We start from the raw sequence: 20,863 nt of genomic DNA, 5'->3' as shown, positions 1-20,863 counted from the left end.
AAAAAGCCCAACAAACGAAGACTATATCAGGATAAACATATGTCGTTTGTTGGACTAGTAATACAGGGAGTATCACAAGAATAGTGTACACCATTATAGTTATAATATCGGATTTTTTGTCAGGTTTCTTACCATCATCACTGAATCATCAAAAAGATGTATTTAATGACTATACTTTTGAAAGCAGTTTTCAACGATATTGGTGCAGCGAGTTCTTTTGAAAACATTGACCATTCCGATTATTCGACAGCTTGATAGCCAATGTCATGCCGAAATTCTAATGCCATATCAATCTTATCAAGTACTTCATATAATTGCTTTTGAGCCACCGCAATAGTTTTTTGATGATGGACAACCGTTAAAACGCGCCCTCCCTTGGTCACTAACTGACCATTTTGCAGTGACACACCGGCATAATTAACCGGATAAGGTATTTCTGGAACTCTTAAACCATTTTGTGGTGCTTCAGGATAACCAGGTGACGCTAGTACCACACCAAGATAGATGTCTTCTTCTTGCCATTTTGTAGTAGGTTGATTGCCTTGTAATAATTGCATAATTAGGTCATAAAAATCACCTGTATACTGTGGCAACACAACCTGTGCCTCTGGGTCACCAAAGCGGACATTAAATTCAATTACTTTTGGTCCTTGTGTTGTTAACATCACACCAGTATATAGCACACCTGAAAATGGTATTTTTTCAGACAACATGGCTTTAACAGTAGGCTCAACTAACATATTGATCGTTTGACGTCGAATGTCATCTGAAATCCAAGTCACTGGACTATATGCTCCCATGCCACCAGTATTTGGTCCTTTATCACCATCAAAACGGCGTTTATGATCCTGCGCCAACGGTGCGTGGGTCATTTGACCATTTCGACCAACTAGCGTGAAAACCGAAAATTCAACACCGTCCAAATATTCTTCAATAACTAGTTTAGCATCACTTTGTTGTTGATATAGTTCATCTAAATAAATTTCCCCATCATTTCTATTATTGATTATCGTGACACCTTTTCCCAACGCCAGACCATCTAACTTGAATACAACAGGAAAATCAAATAACTCTAAACTAGCTTGAGCCACGGAACGTGATGTGACGGTTTGTGCATTAGCTGTAGGAATGTGATACTTTTTTAAAATGTTTTTCGTGAATGACTTGGAACCTTCGAGCTGTGCTGCCTTTTTTGATGGTCCAAATATAGTCAATCCAGACGCTTCAAAGACGTCCACAATTCCTAACGTTAAAGGTTCTTCACTACCAACAAAGGTCAAATCAATTTGTTGACTTCGAGCAAAATCTCGCAAGGCTGTTAATTCCGTAACAGCAATATCTTGACAAGTAATGCCACTTTTAGCCATACCATCATTTCCTGGTGCAACAATCACTTCATCCACTTGGGGACTTCGCAAAAAGGTCTGCGCAAGCGCGTGTTCACGTGCACCAGAGCCAACAATTAGTACTTTCGACATAATTACCATCCATATTTTTATTTCTTACTTACATATTTTAACAATAATCAGAAGCTATTTGTACGGTTATATGCATTATTTAAACGAATTATTTCGTTTTCAAGTTGTAAATAACTATAAAATACGAACATTAAAAAACGCCATCGTTAAGATGACGTCGAAAATTTTCTTATTATTGTGCCAAATAGCCACCGTCTACAACAAATTCTGATCCTGTCGCAAACTTTGACTCTTCACTAGCCAAATAAACAGCCATGTATGCAATATCATTTGGCTCACCAATGTGGCCCATTGGTGTCTGTGTACGTTGTGATTGTGCTTCTTCAGCACCAGGAATATTTTCTACTAGTGGCGTTTTGATATAACCTGGGTGAATTGTGTTAACACGCAAATTATAATCATTTAATGCAGCGTGTAATGCAGCTGACTTGCTCAAAATTCTTACACCACCCTTTGAATGATTGTAAGCAGCCAAGTTAGGGTCACCAACAAATCCTTCAATTGATGACATATTAATAATTGAAGCACCACCAGGTTGATTTTTCATATATTGAATCCCATACTTAGTACCCAAAAATACGCCATCAGAATTAATTGATTGCAAGAACTTCCAGTCTTCAAAAGTAGTTTCTTCAATGTTCTTCGCAATTGCGATACCTGCATTGTTTACCACAGTATCAACATGTCCAAACCACTTAATTGTGTTTTCAAACAAATCAATCCAACCTTGCTCATCTGAAGCATCGTGCTGTACAAATCGTGCCACTGATTCATCACCAATTGACTTTACTGCTTCCTCACCAACATTGGCACGACGTCCTGTGATAACAACTTTTGCACCTTCTTCAACAAACTTCTGAGCAATAGCCAATCCAATACCAAGCGTACCACCTGTAACAATTGCAACTTTGTTCTTTAAACGATCTACCATGAAAATTCCCCTTTTTTCTTTTATATTGTTTATTATATCACAAGTTTTGTTCAAAAGTTCACTATCTTTGTAAGCGTTCACATTTATTTCAAAGTTTAATCACTAAAAAAACCAGCTTTCGCTGGCTTTACTTTGACAAAATTGATTCAATTGTTGCTAATTCATCACCAGAAAACGTCAAATTATCTGAAAACTTTAAATTATCAATCAAATGAGCGACATTACTTGCCCCAATGACAACACTTGCAACGCGACGATCCTTCAACAACCATGCTAAAGCCATTTGTGAGAGCGATTGTCCTCTTTGTTGGGCAATCTCGTTTAAAGCATTTAATTTGTCAATTAAAGCTAATTTACCATTTTCAAATAATACGGCGTTTGTACGATGAATTGGATAATCATCTGGTATATCATTGAGATATTTTGATGTTAATAAGCCTTCAGCTAATGGGCCATAGGCAACGAGACCAGCATGATTTTGATCCAAAACTTCTAATAAACCGTCGTTTTCTGCGGTGCGATTAAGCATGTTGTATGAAACTTGGTTGCCAATAAATGGCGTGCCTAGCGTCTCAAAAATTTTCGCAATTGCAGCTGTTTGTTCAGCATTGTAATTTGAAACGCCCACATATAATGCTTTGCCTTGCTTAACAATCAGATCTAACGCACGCGCTGTTTCCTCAAGGCGTGTGTTTGGATCCCAACGATGGGCGTAGAATATATCAACGTAATCCAATCCCATTCGCTGCAAACTGAGGTCTAACGCCGCCACCAACGTTTTTTTACCGGAAAATTCACCCAGTGGTCCAGGCCACATATGATAGCCAGCTTTAGTCGTAATCACCAATTCATCACGATATGGCTTTAAGTCTTGTCGAAATACCTGTCCAAATGTTTCTTCGGCTGTACCATTACTTGGGCCATAATTTGAAGCATTATCAAAACTAAAAATGCCGCTGTCAAAAGCCTTCAAAATAACTTTTTTTGAGTTTTCTAATGGCATTTGATCACCTAAGTTTCGCCATAAACCAAAAGAAACTGCTGGCAAAATTAACCCTGAATCACTCACCCGACGATAAGGTAACTTTTCATAGCGTTGCTCATCTGCTGCATATACCATTATTTCAATTCCTCCAAAATTAATTTTGCAATACGTTCATGATCGGCGACAGTTGGATGAACACGATCTGTGGCAATTTGCCATTTGTTTGTATTGATAAACGTTAACGCTTCAAATCGTGACATCTCATTTCGAAAAACAGTTTCAAATGCGCCATTAAAGGGTAGTAAAATAAAAATTTTTGCATCATGGAAACGTTTGATAATCTCCAGTAAATAGACACGTAATCCAAACGCAAAGTCTTGAGGACTGGCCCCATAGTTCAAATCATTGGTACCATAATTAACGACTACTATATCGGTTGAAACCAATGGTCGTGGCACATTGAGCGCAACATGCCATAATGATTCAATTGCAGTTGGTACTTGAAACGGTGCAAAAGGTGTTAGCCCTGAACCACCATAAGCAATGCGTGCCAATGGTTTTTGTAGTGCTTTAGAAACCAACACGGGATAACTCAACTCTGGGTGATCACCATCTGATGCCATATCTTCACCTACCGTAATCGAATCACCGACAAAAGTAAGAAATGGCCGTGACTCCGTAATGGGCGAAACCAAACCATCATCAATCGACATTGACAATAGTTTTAACGGAGATGCCCAAAATAAGGCTTGTTCTTTTTGCCAAGTGCGCAATACCAGATCATGGCGACCATCTTGAACGGATATGTTAACCTGACCAGTTGAATCGGCAACAATATCTTGCCAATCAATATTATTAGAGGAATATGCTAACGTAATATTGCTGTTTTGATTAGCAAAAACCAACCTTATTTTTTTGACACCATCAGTTATAAAACTTAACGAAGCCCCCAGCTGTGTTGTGACGTAATAATCTTCCTGTTGCGCCCACTCAGGAGACAACAGTGGCTTTAAATCAATCATCATAATGTAACATCCAAATTATCTTGACTTTTTAAAACGTCTTGAATACTTTCAAAGGCATCGACACGTTTGAGAGCCTCAGCAAACGGCGCCGCCACAGACAACTTGATCAACTTGCTGAATTCTTTTTTAGCAGGTACTTCAATTGTATTTGTCACAATGACCTGTTTGATGTGAGACTGATCCAACAATTGGCTAGCTTTGTTAGATAAAACGGCATGAGTTGCAACAGCATAAATAACATCAACCCCTGCATCATTCAACGCTTTACTTGACTGCACCATGCTCGAGCCAGTATCAATAATATCATCAACCAAAATAGCGCGTTTGCCACTCACATCCCCTGTAATCTGATATGAAAACTCATTGGTGTCCTTGTCTAAACGATGGTCAACAATCGCCCATTGGGCATGTAACAATTTGGCGAATTTACGAGCTCGTGCGACACTTGAATGCCCCGGCGCAACCACTACCAAATCATCCCCGAGTAAATTATTTTCATAAAAGTAGTGACCAAGTGCTGGCATGGCAATCAAATGATCCACCGGAATGTCAAAGAATCCTTGTACCTGATCTGCGTGCAAATCCATCGTCATAACGCGTTTAACACCTTGAGACTCAAGCATATCAGCAATTAATCGTGCCGAAATTGGTTCTCGTGAGCGTGCTTTTCTATCCGCGCGTGCGTAACCAAAGTATGGAATCACCACGTTTATTGAGTTGGCAGAGGCCCGTCTGGCAGCATCAATAAAAATCATCAAACGCATAAAGTTTTCATTAACGGGATCTGAAATACCTTGGATAACATAAACATCACGACCACGAACGGTGTTTTCAATTCGTTCATAAATTTCATTGTCAGCAAAGGTTTTAACATCAATCGGGGATAGCGGCTTGCCCAAAATACTTGATATTTCCTGTGCAAGTTGGTTATTACTACCAAGATTAAACAATTGATAGGCTGGGGTCATGTGATTCTCCATTCATTATTGTTCTGATTCTATTATACTATATGAAAACGATTACATGAAATCATAGGGTGATATATTTGCCATGCCAATCATTGGATCAATACTACCATCAATGATCTGATTAACAGTGAGTTGATTAACTGACACTGCGGCCTGCTTCGAATGAGAAGGTATTATAGAAACATTTTTTTCAGGTAACTGCAAGGTTTTGTCGCTATCGAAAGCCAATCGTTGTTGCAAAAATGTTTGTCGTGGTGGTACTAAAGTTTCAGCTGCACACTGAAACGCTGAATACTCCCCCACCAAAATCAAAGCTTCTTTAGCACGCGTCAAGCCAGTATACAAAAGATTTCGATTTAGCATTAGGCCAAACTGATTGGTTAACGCCAAAATGACTAATTTGAACTCATTCCCCTGTGCCTTGTGAACCGTGGTGGCATACGCTAGTGTCAATTGATTTAAGTTCTTTTTTGGATAAGCCAGTTCTTTCCCATCAAAATCAATTATCAGGCGATCTTCATTATCATCATTGCTGGGATCTTTTTTATACTGCACAGCGATAATTTTTCCCATATCACCATTGTAAACGTCACGTTCACTGTCATTTTCTAGCTGCAATACCTTGTCGCCCTTACGGAAAATTAGAGTGCCAAATTGAATACTTTTTTGTGTTGGTTTAATGGGATTAAACAAGGCTTGCGCCATTTGATTTAAAGCATTCACCCCGGCATTACTTTTATACATAGGTGTCAAAATTTGTAAGTCGTCTTGCGTGAACCCTTTTTTAACAGCAGAAGTGACGATCTGTTGAATCGCAGTCAACGCTTGATCTGCACCTACCATAAAGGCCGATCGGTCAGCTTGATTTGTTAAAAAATCACTGGGAAGCCGGCCATTTTTGACATGAGCCGCCAAATCAGAAATGCTACTACCTCTACCCTGGCGATAAATTGTGGCCAGCTCCACATGTGCAATTTTTTTAGAATTGACTAAATCAGCGAGTACATTACCTGGCCCAACGGATGGTAATTGGTCACTATCGCCAACAACAATCAGCTTCATACCATTTGGTACCGCCGCAAGTAGCTTAGCGGTCAGCTCAATATCTAACATTGACGCCTCATCAATAATAAGCAAACCACCCGCAATTGGATTATCCGCATTAAATTCTGGTTCATCCAAATCAGAAATTCCCAACAAACGATGAATTGTTGAGGCCTCATGTCCGGTCACCTCAGTCATACGTTTTGCAGCGCGACCGGTTGGCGATGCCATCCGTACTTGGTATTGTTTTAACAGCTTTTGCCCATCTGCAGCAGTACTTGCACGTTGCTGCACTATTTTTTGCCATGTTGCAACAATCGTTCGAATAATTGTTGTTTTACCAGTTCCTGGTCCACCCGTCAGCAAAAAAATAGGTGCGTTTAACCCTTCTTTCACAGCTGAAATTTGTGTATCATCTAAGATCATATTGCCTGGCGTCACAAAAGCTTGGTCAATGTCTGACATTGTTAATTCAAATGGTGGCGTGGCTATTTGTAAACGCTGAATATCATTTGATACTTGAACTTCCGCTTCAAATAGTGTGTTAGGGTAATAACGACCATCATCATTCACTAAGATATGACTACTAATCAAACGTGAAATTGCTGTTTCAATTTGTTCTGCAAAACTTTGACCCTGCTCATGAATCATTTGAGCAATCGCATAGCGTAATTGATCATGATACAGATAAGTATGACCATGCTGAAAGCTCACTCGCATAACTGCCGCATAAACAGCTGCTTGTAAACGTTTCTGATCAGAAGCCTCAACACCAATTTGGCGACCTATTTCATCGGCTTTTTTGAAATTAATGCCTTCAAATTCAAATACAAGTCGATATGGATCTTGCATTAAAATATCTTGTGCCTGATTACCATATTGGTCATATAAACGACCAGCCAAGTCAGCCCCAATGCCAAATTGATTACCAATTTGGAACAAGCGCTCCAAACCAAGGTTGAGTTGCAATGTTTTCGCCATTTTTTTCGCGGTTGAATTCTTAATGATACCGTCTAAAACAGCAACATCTGCTAAAATCAAATCCACAGCATTTAATCCAAGATGGTCAACAATTTTTTGTGCAGATTTTGGTCCAATACCTGAAAACTGCCCACTAGCAAAATATTTAATTAGTCCATTTTCATCAGGTGGTAATTCATTTTCGTATCGTTCCGCCTTGAATTGTTGACCATATTTAGGATGGCGCACTGTTTGACCATAAAAAGCATAAACACTACCTTCTTGGACATCACCAAAAGTGCCCGTCACAATGATTTCAGGCGCGTCCCAGTCGTCAAGTGACGTCTCTTCTACTGACACAGATAAAATTTTAAAATAGGAATCCGTTGACGCAAAAATTACAGATTGTAATGTGCCAATAACTTTATCCAATTCTGTCGTTACTAATGCCATTAAATTGTTGTCGAGTCATCTTGCTTTTTATTGAGATAACTCGTATTATTCCAATCTTCAATTTGGTAATGTTCACCATCAACAGTTGATAATACAGTTGTCGAGGTGTTGCTTAACCCACCACGTTCACGAATACTCATTCGTGGTTGCTGCAATAAACCATTCAATCCAAAAGAAAGCGCCATACCATGCGATACAATCAAAATATTGTCGTTTGGGTATTGTTGTGCTATATCTTTAATTACTCGCACAAAGCGGTTGGTCGCTTTGGTATAACCTTCACCGCCAAATTCCTGACCCTCAAAATGATCTAAGTCGTGACGATAATTATCGTAGGCCTTTGGGTAACGTTCTTGCACATTTGCAACTAACTCACCTTCCCATTCGCCTAAGCTGACTTCCGCTAAATTAGATCTCAGTGACAAAGCTGGTGTGTCCTTTAAATATTGCGCAATTTTTGTGGCAGTAATGCGAGCACGTTTAATTGGTGAAGCATAGATGTGAGCAAATTTGACGTCGCTCAAAAATTCGCCAACTTTTTTCATGTCGGCATAACTTGATGGCAGTAACTCTGAATCACCATTGCCACCTTGAAAGCGTCGTTCGAGATTCCACTCCGTTTGACCGTGCCTTACAAAATAAAATTTAGTCATATTGATTGATTTACCTCCAAAAAAATTGATGATGACAATGTGTTCTAATTAACCTTTGTAATAACACCGCGTTGCACCAATTCATCAATAAAAAAATGATACAACTTGACAATTTCTTCAGCATTATTGTTTTTAAAAATATCAACGCGAACAACATCTCCCGCTGAGACAGTACTCATTTTGAAACCTGTCAAATCTTGATTAACGGATACTTTGAGCTGAATAGAATTAGCTAACGCTTTTTCTGGCTCTAATGCTCGATGTAAAACATGAATCCCTGCATTGTTAGTGACAAATCCTAAATCACCCAGCGTATATTTTTTTAGTTGATCACTCAATTGATAAGTCGCGTCTCCGGCGATTGTTACACTTTTCTCAAATGCCATTATTTTATAGCTCCTCAGTTAGTCTAAGTACCATTATAGCAAAAAAGCACCACTATCGTGGCGCTGATTGATTTAAAACTTTTGATTAAATTCAGATCCCTTTGGATGATTAGGCACTTTTATCTTACCGTTAATGATTGCCTTTTTAGCTTTATTGACAGCTTTCTTTTCGGCAGAAGTTAGTTCTGAATCAGTGAGATAAACACCATGCTCTTTCAAACCATAAGCAATTGTTTTACCACCAGGGAATTTTTTGGTCTTGTTGTAATTATCCGCAACATTTTTGACACCATCGCCTACTGAAGTGATTGATGAAGCTAATGTCGATGTTGTCTTTTTACCATCTTTTGAAGTGTAGGCCCCATCAGACTTTTGATCGCGGTCAACACCAATGATGTAGAGACGTTCTTTGGAATCTGCGTTCAACTTAGCATTTTCTGCCTTTGCTTCAGAAAATGCACCATTTCCAACAAATCCAGCTGCCGCAAAAATAGTACGAATCCCAGAAGCATACATCGTCGCTGCAATTGTTTTTCCTTTAGCAGAGTCAGTAAATGAGTTAGCATACTGCTTTTCAACTTTCAAAGATGAATCAGTTGCTTTTACACCAGCTTCAAAGCCTGCATCAAAGGCATCAATAATGTTACCGTGAATTCCACCGATGAAGCCAACTGTTTTTTCACCGTTGGCATCGGCTTTTGTTGCAGCAGCAACACCAGCAAGATATGATGATTGTTCAGAACGGAACATGACGCTTGCGACGTTTTTACGACTTTTAACAATGTCATCTACCAAAACAAATTTTTGCTTAGGGTTCAATTTAGCAGATTTTGTGATTGATTGGTTCAATGAATAGCCAATACCATAAACAATCGTGTACTTCTTACTCTTAGTTGCCAAATTAAAATTTTGATCAAGGTCAGAATGATCAGCTGTATTAAAATAAGTCACAGGGGCATTTTGACCAGACTTCAAATTATTTTTCTTAGCATAAGCTTGTGCGCCTTCCCATGCAGATTGGTTGAATGAATGGTCATCCACACCACCCACGTCCAGAACAAGGCCCAGTGTGGCTGATTTGCTGCTATCAGTTGATGATGTTGATTTATGACTAGTAGCCGCATAAATACCGCCACCAATTATGGCTACAGCTACGACACCAGCAATAATTTTTGTTGATTGATTCATGGTGATTCTCCTCTATTACGCTCTCACGTTTTTTCAATTGGGTACGCTAACGCGTAGCACCGACCCAATTATTTTGACTAACTAAATATAAGCTGTACTATTTTTCAATTAGTTCCAGCTATTCATTTTACATTAGTGACAACAAAAAACAAGGTCCATAGTGGTCCTTGCTTTTAAAAAACGGATGACAGTTATTGAAAAAAATAAATATTAAACACGCACAGCAAAGCGTAACCCTTTGGGCAAAAAGTTTTTGATTTGTCCGTTCACAAATTTACCCCAACCAGCACCATTGCCGTTAACCACCATCAATATCCACCCCTTAGATAATGGCTCATCAGTACTAATAACATCGCCATGAGCATAATCAGCCCAATCTTGATCCACTAAATTAAATTGCTGCTTAACTTGGCTTGGTGACACAGCTAAAGCCAGAGCATGTGCTGGTTCAAAACGATTTTTTTTGAAGCTACCTATTTCCAATCCCGGGCGCAAAATCCTCAACCCATTCAAATCAGGTGTCGATTCAGGCGCAAGGAATAACCGATCACCAAACAGCAAAAATTGACGATTTTCAATGTCAAACTGTTGAAAAGTTGATTCCCAAAAATCAGCAATTAGTTGTTTTTGGTCACGATTAAGTTCGGCTGGTTTGAGTTTTTTTATCACAGTCTCAGTTGATGATACCGTTGTAGACTTTTTGATCAATTTTGCTACAAAATGCCCTTCTCCATTTAAATGATGCGGCCATAAACGAGCCGTTTTGAGAAGCTCAGAGCGATTTTGCGTTTGACTAGTTGTTGTTACACCACTGACAAAGTCAGAATCTGCCCACTCTGGACGCCCATTAGCGATCCCACTGCCCGCTGGCTTGTCAATTGGCAACAGTTCAAATTCTGGATAGGTATCAAGCAGCCATGCTATCATCTGCTCATCTTCTTCAGGTGAAAAAGTGCAAGTTGAATAAACTAACTCACCGCCAGGCCGTAACATCTTAACTGTTTCATGTAATATTTCCCGTTGCCGTTGTGCGTTTTCAGCAGGGTAATCTGAATGCCAATAAGCCATTGCATCCGGATCTTTTCGAAACATACCCTCACCAGAACATGGCGCATCTAGTAGAATTTTGTCAAAAAATAATGGTAGTCGTGCACTCAATTCCGCCGGTGTCTGTGAACTGACAATTGCATTTTGAACACCGAGTCTCTCGATATTTTCGCTTAATATTTTAGCACGCGACATAAAAATTTCATTAGACCACAGCAAGCCTTTTTGCATCATAAAAGCCGCCAAATGAGTTGATTTTCCACCTGGCGCTGCAGCTAAATCTAACACTTTTTCACCCGGCTTTGGGGCCGCAACCTCGCCCACAAATTGCGCCGACGGTTCCTGAGAATAAACAACCCCCGTGACGTGGTCCTTTGAGTGACCATCAACAGATCCGAAGTATCCCCATTGACCATAAGGCACTTTTCCATCATTTGGTGTATCATGCGGCACTGGATTTGCTTTCAAAGGGTTAAGTCGATAGCCCTTTTGATGGACAGTCTCAAAACTGTTAAAAAAATCCGTTGCTTCCTGTCCTAACAAACGTGTGTACTTTTTTTTGAAATCTTCAGGTAAGTTCATGAGTATGCTTCAACCTCATCAAATGTTGGAATCGAAGGAATGGCCCCTGGTCTTGTGACAGCGATAGCGCTAGCTATGCTAGCACGTTTTACAGCATCATCTAAATTACTAAAATCAGATGCTATAACACTCGCCAATGTGCCAATGAAAGTATCTCCGGCCGCTGTGGTGTCTTGTGCGACTACCTTTTCAGGTTGTGCCCACCATCTTCTTTGACCATCAGCAACAAAAGATCCTGCGGCGCCAAGCGTGATAATACTTCGCTTTGCGCCTTTTGCTTGCAACGCATCCGTCACACGTTTTAAAACACCTTCGTCATTTACAACTTCAATTCCTGTCAACAGTTGCGCCTCTGTCTCATTTGGCAAAATAATGTCTGTAACAGCCATTAATTCGGGCGTTAATTCGTACACTGCTGGCGCCGGATTTAAAACAGTTTGAACATGATGGTTATGTGCTAGCTCAAAGGCTGCCAAAATAACAGCATAAGGCACCTCAAACTGCGCAATAATCAAATCGGCATCAATAATTAAATCGTGATCTAAGTCGGCAGTTGTCAGAGCTTGATTAGCACCACCATGAATTAGAATTGTATTGGCGCCATCATCTTGTAACATGATAAAAGCAGAACCAGTCGGTACATCACCATTAGTTTTTAAGTGATCGACGTTAACCCCGTTATTGACAAGAGTAGCGCGCATGAATTGGCCATTGGCATCATTACCAATTGCACCAATAAAGGACACATCGGCCCCCTGCCTTGCCGCTGCAACGGCTTGATTGGCGCCCTTTCCACCCGGTGCAGTAGTCACGTTAGTCAAAGCCATTGTCTCTCCGACTAGTGGCATTCGCGGCATTTTCATAATGCTATCAACATTCAAACTTCCAAGAACAACGATTTTTTTTGTCATAACTTTCATCCATCTCATTAATGTCAAATAAAGTTGATAACGCAATTGGTTATCAAACATTATTTTTGCATAAAGTTAATTATATCATTTATTATCACACACTTGAAAAGTTGGCAAAAAAAAAACGCCCGTATTAAGCGTGCCTTTGAATATCGCCACCATTTTCGATCATAATACGCAGCATTTCCATTAACTCTTGATTTTGATTTGTCAGTACTTGCAATTCAAATCGCATCGCCTTGATCTGGCGTTTCATTTCAGCTAAATCGTCGGTTGTATTATCTTGATAGCCAAATACTTGGTGATATGGTTGCTTATTACCTGTGTAAACAGATTCTGAAAAAGTATCACGTTCTTGACGTACCCACCGCATGACTGTGTTGTAGGGAATTTCAAATTCAGAAGCCACTGACTTTCCAGATTGATGGCGGTTAATGATTTTGTCGCAAACTTCGTTACGCGTTTTTAATGAATAATGTGCTCTTGTTTCCATTTTTTACCACCTTTATAATACTTTAATAATTATTATAAAGGAGATATTTTCATTTGATAATGGACAGTTTTCGCGATATTACCCATTTAATATTAAAAATGGTATATTTTAAACACTAATCGTTTCGGGTATTACCCGTTTGATCATGTATTGCTACAACTTTGGCATTATTAACTCGTCCGGTACCCGAATATGGTTGATAATCATCAAACAAGACACCTTGATCAGCCCACCATTTTCTTAAAACTTCTTTATTGGCATCAAATCTTGGTGGCATTGCGAATGTTGTTCCTAAATCTTGAACAGACTCATCTAGTGTAAACCCTGGATTAGTAGTTGCTACCTCAACACGATTGCCCCCTGGCTCAATAAAGTAAATAGAGTTGAAATAACCACGATCAATATAAACTTCACGACGCCAACCTTGTTCCCGTGCACGATTCCACAAGTAATCTAAATCCTGCGAAGATTCGACGGCTAAAGCAAAATGATCAGTTGATCCTTTTCCAAATTTTGATTCAGGGGCATCGCTTGGTGTTTCGTACAAGTAGATGGCCTGTTCATCTGCTAAATTAACAACGTTGCCTTTAACAACAACGCCATAGTCACTGAATAGTTGTTCAAAAAAATTCGCAGTCGCCACAACATCAGGAACATGTAATTCAGCCCCTAGAATACCTGTGATTTGTTTTTCTGCAGGAACATCTGACATAAAGTTGATATGCCAGTCAAACTGTTGCTGATTGACTGCTTTAATTTCAATTGGAATTGCATCAAAATCTTGCGTGTGTAAAATACCACGGCCATCAACTGTTACTGGTAAATTAAAGGAAAGCAATCGTTCTTGCCAATATGGTAACGCACCTGCCGGCACACCAAAATGTAGCCCATTGAAAAACATTTTGCCGTCGACACGAGGACGATCAAGTTTTGCATCTGGGAAAAAAGTGACCACAGTGCCCGGTGTACCAATGAAATCACCATAATAAACATGGCGCATATGAGGATTAGCCTGATTAATAGAATTTTTTATGAAACGTAAACCCAAAATATCAACATAAAAATGTGCATTTTGTTTAAAATTACCTGTTAAAAGAGAGACGTGATGCGTTTTCATATGATTATCGCCATGCGCGTCAAAAAGCGCGCCTTTCTATTTTTATTGTTGATTAAATTATATATGCCCTAAATAAAAAAGCAAGCATTTTGCTTACTTTTTAGAAGCTAATTATCCATTTTTGGTCTAAAATAACGATATATTGCCTGCGCAACTACCAATAAGAATATTGCTGCAGCTAACATTAACGTTTTATCGGTTTGATCATGGTAAACTAACATTGCTCTTATTAAAGCTGTCACGCCAATATATAAGAAGTTGCCAGTTGAAATGTGGGCGTCCTTTATGAAATATTCACGTACCAAACTCAAAAACTCAAAAAACAAAAATACAACTAAAATTTCCTCAGCCAATTCCGTAAAATGACCAGCGATATCGGTCATCCATAACATTTGTGCGAGATTCAACAATTCTCGTAGCAAAAAACCAAATATCACGACGCCAATAACAATCATGACCGTATTTAAAACATACTCGAAGTAACCCGCAACTTTTTGATGCCACTCGTGTTTCATATATTTACCGCCCTTTAATATTTTTCAGGTTAAAAGTCAAATAAACTCAATTGATTTTCGTCTGGTAATCCCTCTAGAACGGAATGCTGTGTCATAAAATCAATAATCGTTTGTGACACTTTGCCTCGTTTTTTGAGGTCTTCTTTACTCAAAAAAGGTTTTTCTGTCCGTGCAGCCACAATTTGTTTGGCCACGTTGTCGCCCAAGCCCGGTAGAGAAATAAATGGTGGTATTAGTGTTTCACCATCAATCACCCATTCAAGTGCTTCCGATCGGTTTAAATCAACCATTTTGAAGCTGATTCCCCGCTCAAGCGCTTCGTTAGCCATTTCAAGAACTGTCATTAAGTTTTTATCGCCAACAGTCGCGTCATTGCCAAGTTCACGTAATTTCTTTAAAGCAGATTTGGTTGCTTCTTTACCCCGACTCATCGCGACAACATCAAAAGCATCCGCACGAACTGAGAAGTAAGTTGCATAGTATATTGTTGGAAAATAAACTTTGAAGTAGGCAATTCGCAAAGCCATTAAAACATAAGCCGCGGCATGCGCTCGTGGGAACATATATTTAATTTTGAGCATTGATTGGATATACCATTCTGGAATATTTGCTTCGCGCAACTGTTTTTGGTATTCGTCGGTAATCCCCTTACCTTTACGAACCTTTTCCATAATGTTAAACGCATCGGCAGCTGGAAAACCCCAGTTAATCAAATCTGTCATGATTTTATCACGCGTTCCAATAACTGTACCGATTGTAGCCGTTCCGTTTTCAATCAACTCATTAGCATTTCCCAACCAAACATCCGTACCGTGAGATAAGCCAGAAATTTGTAATAACTCAGAATAAGTATGTGGTTGCGTTTCTTCCAACATACCGCGCACAAAGTTAGTCCCAAATTCAGGTAATCCTAGTGTCCCTGTTTTTGAAAAGATTTGCTCTGGTGTTACACCAAGCGCTTCGGTGGAGGTAAACAAACTTAAAACACCGGGATCGTTTGCTGGAATTGATTGCGGATCAATTCCAGACATATCCTTTAATGTCCGCACCATTGTTGGATCATCATGTCCCAAAATATCCATTTTTAATAAATTATCATGAATGGAATGATAATCCATGTGTGTTGTTTGCCAGAGCGATTTTTGATCATCAGCAGGATATTGAATTGGTGTGAAATCATAGACTTCATATTCACGTGGCACAATCAATATACCACCGGGATGCTGTCCTGTTGTCCGTTTGACACCTGTGATTCCTTGGGCCAATCGCTCAATTTCTGCCCCACGATAATGTTTATCATGATCCCGCTCATAGCCTTTCACGTAACCAAAAGCTGTTTTTTCAGCCACTGTCGCTATCGTTCCGGCACGGTACACATTATGCTCGCCAAACAGTACTTTCATGTAATTGTGAGCAATTGGCTGATAATCACCAGAAAAATTCAAATCAATATCTGGCACTTTATTTCCGGTGAAGCCCATAAAAGTTTCAAATGGAATATTTTGTCCATCACCAATCAACATTTCACCTGGATGATTGGGATCTTCTTTTTCAGGCAAATCATAACCAGACTCATATTGTTTCGGATCAACTAGTTCGAAATAATCACCATGCGCGGATCGATAATGAGGCGGCAACGGATTAACTTCAGTTATTCCCGACATTGTGGCGACAAATGAAGAACCTACGGATCCACGTGATCCAACCAAATAGCCGTCTTTAACAGATTTAGCAACCAATCGTTGCGCAATCATGTAATGCGGCGCAAAACCGTTACCAATAATTGCTTTCAATTCTTGGTCTATACGCGCCTGTATTTCTGGTGGAATTGGATCACCATACCAAGCTTTCGCTGTCCGGTATGTTTTTTCAGTGAGTTCATCACCCGCCCCAGGAATATTTGGCGGATAGGAACCACTTTTCAGAGGCTCAATATCGTCAAGCATGTCAGAAATAAGGTGGGTATTATCAATCACAATCTTTTTTGCGACTTCTTCGCCAACAAAAGCAAAGTCATCAAGCAATTCTTGCGTCGTTTTGAAATAATTATCAGGTAAAGCGGTTCTATTTTGTGGATTACCTGGTTGTGTTGCAATTAAAATATTACGGTAAATTTTATCTTCAGGGTTGGTGTACTTAACATCACCAGTGACCACCACTGGTTTTCCTAATTCGTCACCAATGGCAATCATTTCCTCTAAAATTTCTTGCAGTTTTGTTTGGTCGGAAATTAGTGCCGATTCAATCATTGGTTGATAGTTTGCGGTTGGTTGAATTTCAATAAAGTCGTAATATTTGGCTTTCTCAGTTGCCTCATTTTTTCCTTTTTCAATGAGAGAAATAATGACGTCCCCACCCGTATCACCTGTTCCTACTAGTAAACCTTCACGATATTGTTGTAGGATTGAACGCGGAATACGAGGTACTTTGGCAAAAAATTCAATGTTTGAACGGGAGACCAGTTTATAAAGATTTTTTAATCCAGTCGCATTTTGAACCAACAATGTCGCATGAACCGGACGACCATGCTTCCACGCATCCCCTTCAGTCATGTGGTCATTAAGTTGATTGTGGTAGTTTAAATCAAAACGTTCTTTCGCCTCTTTCATCAAGCGCCATGCGATATGTCCAGTGGTTTCAGAATCGAAAATAGCACGGTGAGCTTGCTCTAAATTAATATTAAATCGTTTAGCAATCGTACCGAGACGATAAGATTTATAGTCAGGATATAACCAACGAGTAAACGGCAACGTATCAATAATAGGATTACTAATTTGCGTTTGCTGGTAACGTGCATAAGCGGCGTTCATGAAGCCAATATCAAATGTTACATTATGACCCACTAAAATAGCATCACCGCACCACTCTCGAAAACGTCGAATAATATTTTCTTCGCTATCAGCATTTGCCACCATGGCATCAGTAATTGACGTGAGATTAGTAGTAAATTCAGATAATGGAAAACCTGGATTAATATATTCTGAAAATTTATCAATAACGTTACCAAGCTGCATTTTGACAGCGGATAATTCAATGATTTTATCTGTTACGGCGGATAGTCCAGTCGTCTCCAAATCAAAAGCTACAAAAGTGGTTTCTTTGTCTAATAGTGAAATGGGTTGCAAATTGAAGGCAATTGGTTCACCATCTTCGACTAGATTAGCTTCCATACCGTAGATCATTTTGAGATTATTTTTACTACCAGCGGCAACAGCCTCGGGAAAGCCTTGGACATTTCCCGTGTCAGTAACAGCCAAAGCTGTTTGACCCCAATTTTTTGCGAGTTTTGCAACTTCCGAGTAGTTAGTCACGGCATCCATGGTCGACATGTTTGTGTGAACATGCAGCTCAATCCGTTGCTGTTTTTCGGTGTAATATTCTTGTCGATTGGCGTGATCAATGACTTGTAAATCATAAATATTCATGACCAGTTCACGGGCATAGGTATCTTCTTGAACATTACCACTTAGTCGAACCCACAAACCGGCCTTTAAACCTTCAAACACCGCCTCATCAGATTCATTATTAGAAAACTTTTTGGCTGAAATAGAACTTGAATAATCGGTGATTTTGATGGTGAGTAACTGTCGCCCTGAACGCAATTCCCTAATTTCATCAGCAAAAATGTAGCCCTCAACTACCACACGGTTTTCTTCACCATCGATATCTTCCAATCTGGTAATATCAGCATCTGCTGAAATTTTACGACCTAATGTTAGTGGAACACCCTCTGACGATGTTTTTGGTTTAGCCTGTTTATTAGCTTCAATTGCTTTTTGCAAGTCTTCACGGGCCTTAGCATGATGCTGTGCAACATTTTCCTGAATTTCTTGGGCTAATTGTTCGTCGAGTTGTGGCACTAATTTGATCTTAGGAAATCCAAAACTCTCGTAAACTGATACTATGGAAGCAACTGCTTGGTTATCTAACGATTGAAATAGTAGTTGCGCACCAACCGCAACACTGAATTCGTTATCGTTTACCAATTTAAGTATCGTGTTGCTTGCTAATTGCTGCGCCTTAGCATGGTTTAATTGAGAGTGATCTAAAGCCAAATGCCAGTATTGTGCCATCATTTCTTGATCAATTGCTTGTGATTGAGTGGAAATCATTATCGACACGTCAGCTATATTAGTAAATGCTTTTTTTAGATATTGCTGAAATTGCATATATACGTTAGCTGGCAAAGGCTTTAATAATTGGACATGGAATATCCATTGTCTCTGTCTGGCAGATACATCTACGCGGGTTAACTGACCAGCTTCAAAAAAAGATACAATTTCATCCGGTAATTGAATCTGACTAATTAAATGTTTTAATTGTTCTTCATGGGTTAACGCCATTTGTCCCCCTAATTTGAGTAAAAAAGCCGATCATTCATCGGCCAAATGTTTACTCACTTATTTATTCATTGTCACCTTGAAGCAAAACGGAAACTGAGTCAACCACTTCACTGACACGCATTTCAATATTAGTATTACTTGCACGGACTTTGACTTCAACAACATCTTCACTCGCCTTTTTGCCAACTGTAATTCTGATTGGCAAGCCAATTAGATCAGCATCGGCAAACTTAACACCAGCACGTTCTTTGCGGTCATCCACCAAAACTTCCAAATGTTTGGCTTCTAACAAAGCTTCAAGCTCTTCAGCCACACGTACTTGATCAGCATCTTTCGTATTAACCGGTACAATGTGGACATCAAATGGTGCAACACTAGCTGGCCAAACAAGCCCGTCCTCATCAGCTTTTTGCTCTGCAATCGCGCTTAACAAGCGTGAAACACCGATGCCATAAGAACCCATCACAACATCAGTTTGACGACCATTTTCATCCAAAACTTGAGCGCCTAGTGACTTAGAATACCGGGTACCAAGTTTAAAAATATGACCAATTTCAATACCGGAAGTAAATACTAAGTGCCCTTTGCCATCAACAGCCAAGTCACCTTCTCTAGCGACACGAAAATCGCTAATATTTGTTTCCTCAACTTGGACGTCTCGTCCCCAATTCAAATTAGTCAAATGATAACCATCCTCATTGGCTCCAGCGACAAAATTTACCAAATCGGCAGCCCGTTCATCGACCAAAAGTTGCACATTTTCAGGTAGTTCGACTGGTCCTAATGATCCAAAACCTGCACCAACAATATCTCGGACACGGTTTTCATCAGCTAATTCAAATGTATCAGCATTCAAGAAATTTTGAACCTTAACCTCATTAACATCATAATCACCTGTCGTCACAACTGCTACAAGCTGATCGTCAGCAATAAACATCATTGTTTTAACAAGTTCATTGGATGATTTACCCAAAAATTCTGCTACGTCCGTAATCGTTTTTGCATCAGGGGTTGCAACTTTTTCTGATGTCAATAATTCTGCATGACTGGTTTTTCTCTCATAGAAATCTTTGGCCATTTCCAAATTTGCCGCATAATCGGTCGCATCAGAATAAGCAATAGTATCTTCTCCAGCTGCCGCAGGAGCAGAAAACTCCTTCGAATCTGATCCACCCATAGCACCGGCGTCACCGACAATTGCACGATAATGAAGACCAAGTCGATTAAAAATGTTGACATACGCTTTTTCCATATTGTGAAAGGCGTCATCAAGACCTTCTTGGTCAGCACTAAATGAATAAGCATCCTTCATAATAAACTCGCGTGTTCGAAGCAATCCAAAACGCGGTCTATTTTCATCTCGAAATTTTGGTTGGATTTGGTAAACCACTAAAGGTAATTTTTTATATGACTTAATTTCATCAGCAATTAATTGAGTAAAGGTTTCTTCATGCGTTGGTCCTAAAATAAAATCACGATCTTGTCGATTTTTGAACTTGTACAACGCCGGACCGTATGTTTCATAACGCCCTGAACGCTGCCACAATTCTGCTGGTAAAATTTCTGGGACTAACATCTCATTGGCGTCAATTTTTGACATCTCTTCCCGAATAATAGCTTCGATTTTATTTAAAACCCGCTTAGCCAAGGGTAAATATGAAAACATACCAGCTGCAACTGGTCGAATATAACCTGCTTTTAACAACAATTGGTGGCTCTTAACTTCAGCTTCCGCCGGAACTTCTCGTAAAGTTGGCATCAGTAATTTAGACTGTTTCATATAA

At 39.5% G+C, this 20,863-nt stretch carries 16 protein-coding genes; all 16 read right to left on the bottom strand.

Annotated elements, in window-relative coordinates; translation table 11 throughout:
• Positions 1–239 precede the first annotated feature (239 nt).
• Positions 240–1,478, bottom strand: a complete 1,239-nt coding sequence (gene purD, locus IAE53_RS01815) for a phosphoribosylamine--glycine ligase (protein WP_148422994.1) — start codon at positions 1,476–1,478, stop codon at positions 240–242.
• Between the two features lie 172 nt (positions 1,479–1,650).
• Positions 1,651–2,409 (bottom strand): glucose 1-dehydrogenase, encoded by a 759-nt coding sequence (locus IAE53_RS01810; RefSeq protein WP_004916020.1) that lies wholly within the window; start codon positions 2,407–2,409, stop codon positions 1,651–1,653.
• A gap of 127 nt (positions 2,410–2,536) precedes the next feature.
• Entirely contained in the window at positions 2,537–3,529 is a 993-nt protein-coding gene (locus IAE53_RS01805) for an aldo/keto reductase (protein WP_188352706.1), read from the bottom strand.
• Positions 3,529–4,419: an SGNH/GDSL hydrolase family protein gene (locus IAE53_RS01800; protein ID WP_148422996.1), complete on the bottom strand. Its 891-nt coding sequence runs from the start codon at positions 4,417–4,419 to the stop codon at positions 3,529–3,531. Before IAE53_RS01800 ends, IAE53_RS01805 begins: the two co-directional genes overlap by 1 nt.
• Entirely contained in the window at positions 4,416–5,387 is a 972-nt protein-coding gene (locus IAE53_RS01795; RefSeq protein WP_148422997.1) for a ribose-phosphate pyrophosphokinase, read from the bottom strand. Before IAE53_RS01795 ends, IAE53_RS01800 begins: the two co-directional genes overlap by 4 nt.
• Positions 5,388–5,438: 51 nt before the next feature.
• A complete protein-coding gene (locus IAE53_RS01790) occupies positions 5,439–7,844 on the bottom strand; it encodes an ATP-dependent RecD-like DNA helicase (protein ID WP_200135852.1) in 2,406 nt (801 codons plus the stop codon).
• Positions 7,844–8,497: a histidine phosphatase family protein gene (locus IAE53_RS01785; RefSeq protein WP_188352709.1), complete on the bottom strand. Its 654-nt coding sequence runs from the start codon at positions 8,495–8,497 to the stop codon at positions 7,844–7,846. Before IAE53_RS01785 ends, IAE53_RS01790 begins: the two co-directional genes overlap by 1 nt.
• 44 nt (positions 8,498–8,541) lie before the next feature.
• Complete coding sequence (locus IAE53_RS01780; protein ID WP_004916034.1) at positions 8,542–8,883, bottom strand: DUF1831 domain-containing protein; 342 nt, start codon at positions 8,881–8,883, stop codon at positions 8,542–8,544.
• A gap of 72 nt (positions 8,884–8,955) precedes the next feature.
• Positions 8,956–10,071 (bottom strand): BMP family protein, encoded by a 1,116-nt coding sequence (locus IAE53_RS01775; RefSeq protein WP_010279303.1) that lies wholly within the window; start codon positions 10,069–10,071, stop codon positions 8,956–8,958.
• Between the two features lie 210 nt (positions 10,072–10,281).
• A complete protein-coding gene (locus IAE53_RS01770) occupies positions 10,282–11,700 on the bottom strand; it encodes an RsmF rRNA methyltransferase first C-terminal domain-containing protein (protein WP_200135851.1) in 1,419 nt (472 codons plus the stop codon).
• Positions 11,697–12,611 (bottom strand): ribokinase, encoded by a 915-nt coding sequence (gene rbsK / locus IAE53_RS01765; RefSeq protein WP_200135850.1) that lies wholly within the window; start codon positions 12,609–12,611, stop codon positions 11,697–11,699. Before rbsK ends, IAE53_RS01770 begins: the two co-directional genes overlap by 4 nt.
• A 133-nt stretch (positions 12,612–12,744) precedes the next feature.
• The gene (locus IAE53_RS01760) at positions 12,745–13,104 is read right to left on the bottom strand and encodes a hypothetical protein (protein ID WP_004916044.1); all 360 of its coding nucleotides are present in this window, start codon (positions 13,102–13,104) and stop codon (positions 12,745–12,747) included.
• Positions 13,105–13,219: 115 nt separating this feature from the next.
• The gene (locus IAE53_RS01755; RefSeq protein WP_148423003.1) at positions 13,220–14,221 is read right to left on the bottom strand and encodes a VOC family protein; all 1,002 of its coding nucleotides are present in this window, start codon (positions 14,219–14,221) and stop codon (positions 13,220–13,222) included.
• A 107-nt stretch (positions 14,222–14,328) separates the two neighbouring features.
• Positions 14,329–14,736: a phosphate-starvation-inducible protein PsiE gene (locus IAE53_RS01750; RefSeq protein ID WP_010279282.1), complete on the bottom strand. Its 408-nt coding sequence runs from the start codon at positions 14,734–14,736 to the stop codon at positions 14,329–14,331.
• 29 nt (positions 14,737–14,765) lie between these two features.
• Positions 14,766–19,079 carry a PolC-type DNA polymerase III gene (locus tag IAE53_RS01745; RefSeq protein WP_200135849.1) on the bottom strand — a complete coding sequence of 1,438 codons (4,314 nt, stop codon included), beginning with the start codon at positions 19,077–19,079 and terminating at the stop codon, positions 14,766–14,768.
• Positions 19,080–19,140: 61 nt separating this feature from the next.
• The gene (locus tag IAE53_RS01740) at positions 19,141–20,859 is read right to left on the bottom strand and encodes a proline--tRNA ligase (RefSeq protein ID WP_200135848.1); all 1,719 of its coding nucleotides are present in this window, start codon (positions 20,857–20,859) and stop codon (positions 19,141–19,143) included.
• Positions 20,860–20,863: the final 4 nt, after the last annotated feature.

Origin of the sequence: Leuconostoc sp. S50, from assembly GCF_016624925.1 — a bacterium.
Taxonomy (GTDB): Bacteria; Bacillota; Bacilli; order Lactobacillales; family Lactobacillaceae; genus Leuconostoc; species Leuconostoc pseudomesenteroides.
The sequence above is the reverse complement of the archived record's forward strand: the minus strand, read 5'-3'. Positions and strand labels throughout refer to the sequence as shown.

Coding starts and splice junctions, on each gene's coding strand:
- purD (WP_148422994.1), bottom strand. CDS start 1,478: ATGTCGAAAGTACTAATTGTTGGCTCTGGTGCACGTGAACACGCGCTT.
- IAE53_RS01810 (WP_004916020.1), bottom strand. CDS start 2,409: ATGGTAGATCGTTTAAAGAACAAAGTTGCAATTGTTACAGGTGGTACG.
- IAE53_RS01805 (WP_188352706.1), bottom strand. CDS start 3,529: ATGGTATATGCAGCAGATGAGCAACGCTATGAAAAGTTACCTTATCGT.
- IAE53_RS01800 (WP_148422996.1), bottom strand. CDS start 4,419: ATGATGATTGATTTAAAGCCACTGTTGTCTCCTGAGTGGGCGCAACAG.
- IAE53_RS01795 (WP_148422997.1), bottom strand. CDS start 5,387: ATGACCCCAGCCTATCAATTGTTTAATCTTGGTAGTAATAACCAACTT.
- IAE53_RS01790 (WP_200135852.1), bottom strand. CDS start 7,844: ATGGCATTAGTAACGACAGAATTGGATAAAGTTATTGGCACATTACAA.
- IAE53_RS01785 (WP_188352709.1), bottom strand. CDS start 8,497: ATGACTAAATTTTATTTTGTAAGGCACGGTCAAACGGAGTGGAATCTC.
- IAE53_RS01780 (WP_004916034.1), bottom strand. CDS start 8,883: ATGGCATTTGAGAAAAGTGTAACAATCGCCGGAGACGCGACTTATCAA.
- IAE53_RS01775 (WP_010279303.1), bottom strand. CDS start 10,071: ATGAATCAATCAACAAAAATTATTGCTGGTGTCGTAGCTGTAGCCATA.
- IAE53_RS01770 (WP_200135851.1), bottom strand. CDS start 11,700: ATGAACTTACCTGAAGATTTCAAAAAAAAGTACACACGTTTGTTAGGA.
- rbsK (WP_200135850.1), bottom strand. CDS start 12,611: ATGACAAAAAAAATCGTTGTTCTTGGAAGTTTGAATGTTGATAGCATT.
- IAE53_RS01760 (WP_004916044.1), bottom strand. CDS start 13,104: ATGGAAACAAGAGCACATTATTCATTAAAAACGCGTAACGAAGTTTGC.
- IAE53_RS01755 (WP_148423003.1), bottom strand. CDS start 14,221: ATGAAAACGCATCACGTCTCTCTTTTAACAGGTAATTTTAAACAAAAT.
- IAE53_RS01750 (WP_010279282.1), bottom strand. CDS start 14,736: ATGAAACACGAGTGGCATCAAAAAGTTGCGGGTTACTTCGAGTATGTT.
- IAE53_RS01745 (WP_200135849.1), bottom strand. CDS start 19,079: ATGGCGTTAACCCATGAAGAACAATTAAAACATTTAATTAGTCAGATT.
- IAE53_RS01740 (WP_200135848.1), bottom strand. CDS start 20,859: ATGAAACAGTCTAAATTACTGATGCCAACTTTACGAGAAGTTCCGGCG.